We start from the raw sequence: 4,533 nt of genomic DNA, 5'->3' as shown, positions 1-4,533 counted from the left end.
TCTCGATGGGCCAGAGCTTACTTCAAAATGGATTATTTCAACGGGGCAAGGTCAGGTTGCGAGCGCGCGCATACCGACGTCAAGCATTAAGTCTCAATGTCAATAACTCGCGCATATTCAAGAGAAAGTAAGGCTTTCAGCTCATGGGAGGGACTGCAATGATTTATTTTATATTGCGAGGGGTCATATTGTATATCCCCCTCCCCCTTATAGTTGATCGCTGTCATCGCGTCATCGACCTTAGCGGAAAAACCAAAGAGCCTGACGTAGGCAGGGTTTCCGTATTTCAACAGCATAGATACAAAAACCAATCCGGAACGAGGAGGTGGCGCCATTTGGTCTTCTTCCGGAAACGGGTCGCAAAACGTATCCCGTATCCACTTGAGAACGCCCTTTGGATATCGACTGTCATAAAACATGGCGCGACGGCCAATTTTGCCGATAAACTCCATGTTCTTCTGAGTTGTTATGAGTATGGAATCCTCTTCCAGCTTTGAAAAACTGGCTTGATGTCTCTCCAGCAGAGTGCAGCCGACAAATCTTACGTCGGTCTTCGTTCCGAGATCGCTTTCGCGTCCCGACGGGGTCATAAGATTGAATCGCACCACGATATCATAGGAATTTATTACCGCTCCTCGGTTCTTTCCGATGATGTTAGGGGCACTGCCAACCACCGCTATCCGACGTCCACCGAAAATCTGCCCAAGTAGGGTTTTCAGTTGACGCTCACCGGCTACGCCGTGAATTTCCCGAATGAGGCTTTGAGCTTTCTGAAATTTTGCGGCACGTTTTCGAGAGAGCAAGCGGAGCCGAAAAAGACTTAATGGAGACCTATCCCAAGTAAGGCAAATCCCTTTCCAAAGTCTGGATCTGATCCTCCCGACCAATTGTAATATCCCTTACCTATGCTCTATGAAACACCACAGTATCCCGCTTCCCGGCCATTTCTAGGGGTGTACACAGACTGTTACCAAAGTGTCCGTTCTGTCTACTTTTGCAAGCGACGCCGCATATTCTGCGTCAAGAGCCGGAGAAGCCAGGAACCGCCATTCATTGTGCCCTCCCGGCTTACCTTTCGACAGCCAGTATTGATGATTGGCCAATGGATAGCGTTGCTGTGCCATCGTTTCAACAGCTTCGTATCCCACGTGCCGCAGCAAGGCTTGCAAGCTCTGACGCGTGTGGAGGACCAGATGCTCGCTCCAGAACGTGAACCGCTTGAATGCCTCGCAATCGTATAGGGTAAACAGAGCGTCTCGTGCATGAGGGACTTCAATGAGCAGCGTTCCACCTGGCCGCAGCACGCGCCGAACTGACTCGAGAATCGCTACGGGTTCCGTGAGGTGCTCCAGCACGTGAAACATTGTTACCACATCGACAGACGCCGTCTCCAAGCTGCTGAGCCCGCCAATAACGGCATGACCCCTGCCACGAACAATCGCCGCGCGTTCCTTGTTCGGCTCCAGACCGGCCGCCCAGGAAGCCTCGGAAGCCAATTCATCCAGCATGCCACCCAATCCGCAGCCGAAATCAAGCCAACGTTTACCGCGAATATAACCACCAAACTCAGCGGCACGACGAGTATTGTCCTCCAGCCTCGGCGTTACGATTTCCGCGCCATGAATGCTGTAACTGTTCTTTTCTGCGCGCTCCGTGTAGTATTTTTCGGACATGTGATCAGAGCGAGAGAGTACAACTACCCCAGTGACAGGATCACGAAGAACAGCGACATCATCGCGATCCCTAACTCTCGGATAATATTCCTCAAGACGGGCCGCGGAAAGCACACCAATGCTTTCAAGCTCTGCAATTAGATTGGGCATTCCGACTTCCTCAGGCGAGATTTACACGGTCTTCGTGTTGGACAGTTCTTGTCCGATTTTGCGCATATTGGACATCGTTTCTTTCCAAACAATGTCTTGAGCGACGGCGATGTCGGTATGCACCTTTTGCCGATCGGATTCGACCGCGGCCAAAGCGGCATTCAGTCGATCCGACAAATCCGGTGAATCTATCTCGACGCCCCAGGCCGGTCGCTCAATATCGTCGAGCAAGAATCTCATCTTGTCATGACTGATGATCGACATTATCGGCCGACGCAGCCCAAACGGGATCATTTGCGCATGTCCCCGCATGCCAAAGGCGAAGTCCACCTGTGCATAGAATTTCATTATCTCCTTAGGTCCGGCGTCGGTCAGATCTACCGTATCGTAGTCAATGCCCGCCGCATCCAGATAAGGTTCGATTTGCCTGTCCATAGTCTTATGGGCAGCAAGAACGATCTTCCAGCCACGCCGATGTGCCGTGCAAACCGCACCAGCCACGTTGGCTAGAACGCCCGCTGCATCCTTTCCAAATCTGAGATTAGCGCGATCGAAAGCGGCATTGAAAGCAAGGACACGATCCGCTTTGGTGTCGTGAGCCTCCGCCAGTTTCCGATATTCCGGATATAGTTGCCATAACACATTCGTCGGGCAGAACTGTCGCCGCAAAGTGTCCGCTTGGTCGAATTCCAGATACTGCTGCAGCGCACGAATTGAGCCGGTATTTCGCAGTCCGAAAAAATTCGCCTTTGAGGCCAACGCATCTATGTGCTCGCGAAAAACCGGGTCGAAGTCATCTTGACCCCGGAATCGATTGTATCCGATCGCGAAAACGATCAACGGGATGCCAATTGCACGCACGGCCTCCACCGTGCTGTTCCATTGCCAACCGCTGTTAGAAACGTCGCTACCTGCCTGATCTCGCAAGAGGAGGCCCCCGCCGCCGATCACGATGCCGTCAAACTCGCGATTAATGCGTCGCGCGTCCTCGATGGAGAATTCCGTCCAAGCCTGGCGCAGCTCCCATTCATGTGATCCCAGGAGCGTATCGAAAGTCTTGCGGACGACCGGAAACAGCAGCGTATCACCAGCATTGCGGTTGGCTGAGTTATGCACGCCGATGTGAAGGATACGTTTGGCTCCGACAGGATTTGTGGCTATCGTTTGGGGACTAACTTCTTCCGAACCGCAGCTGATAAGTGAACGTAGTGTCATTGCGTAACTTCTCTGCGTGAATTCCAGGGGTGCAATCCCTCACTGATTTGCCTGGCGAGACGCAAATCCTCGGAAGAATTGATATCAATCGAGTTGACGGTGGCCATTTCATAGCCAAGCGCGCCTTCAAGGTGGAACGTACCGCTCTCTCTCAACAGCCCCGGTCTTGCCAGAAAGATTGAGCCATTCACACTGTACAATTTCCTGAGCCCCTGCCGCTGGGCGTTGGGGTTTTCTTTAGGCGCCACTCGTTCCAGCTTCATCCCATCAAGATAGCGCAGATTGGTCATGTATTTACCCAAATCAACCACGCTAACCACTGCGGGAGCTCCTGTTTCGCGGAACAAATCCGCTGCACCTCGAACGTCTTCGGCGAGGCGTAAAGGGCTTGTCGGCAATAACATCATCACGCCGGCAGGCAGGTATCCTTCCTGTTGCTCAAACCAATCGAGAGCGTGCAGCGCGACGTGAACGGCGTGAATATCATCGCTCGCTAAGGGCGCGGGCCGCTTGAACGGCACTTCCGCTCCCCAATTCTGTGCAACATCGGCAATTTCGGCGCTATCGGTTGAAACAATCACGCGATCAACGGCCCCCGACTCCAATGCGGCCAAAATCGACCACGCCAGCAATGGTTTGCCATTGAGGTCCGCAAGGTTCTTACCTGGAATCCCTTTTGAGCCTCCACGCGCCGGGATTACGGAAATCACTTCATCGCACATCACGTTCTTTGCTTTCTTTGCATGTCACGAGACGCGAAGGCCTTCTCCAACCGGTCGAGCGCGAGCCAGAAGCCTTCTCCGCCATTCTTGTGACCCTGCCAAATCTCAGGAATGAAGGGCACATTCGGGGCCTGTTCACGCAGACTATTTCCGACATGCTCAAAATCAATTTCTCCATCCCCGATCTGAAGCCCCTCGTCATGATGACCGCGCGCATCGACAACATGGAGATGAGCGATATGGGAACCCACCTCTTGCATAAAGTTCTGCAGGGACCAGCCGAAAAAATTGCAAGCCAGCTTGGAATGAGAAACGTCAAAGCAGATGCGGGTGCTGTGAGCCTCGCAGAATTCCACAATTTCCTTCGGGTCCATGAATAAGTTGTGGTAGCGCTGCCCGCCGAAATGCCAAGGGAATGGCGGCATCGTCTGTGGAATAATCTCCACGCCTTCGGCTTCCACTCTAGCGAGAGACGATGCAACCCGGTCATAGTGTTCTTGCCTGCGATCGACGGGCATAAAATCATCAGACGTAAAGCCGCCCGCATTGATGACGATCAGCGGCTTTGGCGTCTCCGGAAAATAGTGCTTGAGCTCACGTGTGCGGTCAACGACGCGCTGGAGTTCATGAATAGAACGAGAGCGGTAGTCTTGATCCTGTGAGGACAAATCCATCACGTGGTCGCCCGAAAACAGTTCGGGGCTATGGACTACAAGCCCTAGCAGGGTGTTGAAGAAGTCAATCGCGTTCGCACACGAAGCCGGAATCGTCTC

At 53.0% G+C, this 4,533-nt stretch carries 5 protein-coding genes; all 5 read right to left on the bottom strand.

The window, feature by feature from the left end; genetic code table 11:
- Nucleotides 1–86: 86 nt before the first annotated feature.
- A complete protein-coding gene (locus ACODR6_RS32020) occupies nucleotides 87–803 on the bottom strand; it encodes a glycosyltransferase family 29 protein (protein ID WP_489026600.1) in 717 nt (238 codons plus the stop codon).
- Between the two features lie 144 nt (nucleotides 804–947).
- Nucleotides 948–1,823: a class I SAM-dependent methyltransferase gene (locus ACODR6_RS32015; RefSeq protein ID WP_489026598.1), complete on the bottom strand. Its 876-nt coding sequence runs from the start codon at nucleotides 1,821–1,823 to the stop codon at nucleotides 948–950.
- 21 nt (nucleotides 1,824–1,844) lie between these two features.
- Nucleotides 1,845–3,038, bottom strand: coding sequence for a polysaccharide pyruvyl transferase family protein (locus ACODR6_RS32010; RefSeq protein ID WP_489026596.1), 1,194 nt, complete (start codon nucleotides 3,036–3,038; stop codon nucleotides 1,845–1,847).
- Nucleotides 3,035–3,760 carry an acylneuraminate cytidylyltransferase family protein gene (locus ACODR6_RS32005; RefSeq protein ID WP_489026595.1) on the bottom strand — a complete coding sequence of 242 codons (726 nt, stop codon included), beginning with the start codon at nucleotides 3,758–3,760 and terminating at the stop codon, nucleotides 3,035–3,037. Before ACODR6_RS32005 ends, ACODR6_RS32010 begins: the two co-directional genes overlap by 4 nt.
- A partial coding sequence (locus tag ACODR6_RS32000; RefSeq protein WP_489026593.1) for a sugar phosphate isomerase/epimerase family protein occupies nucleotides 3,760–4,533 on the bottom strand: 774 nt, incomplete at its 5' end. The genes ACODR6_RS32000 and ACODR6_RS32005, both read right to left, overlap by 1 nt.

The organism is Rhizobium sp. FG96 (genome assembly GCF_057808655.1).
This window is presented reverse-complemented; position numbering and strand designations above follow the sequence as displayed.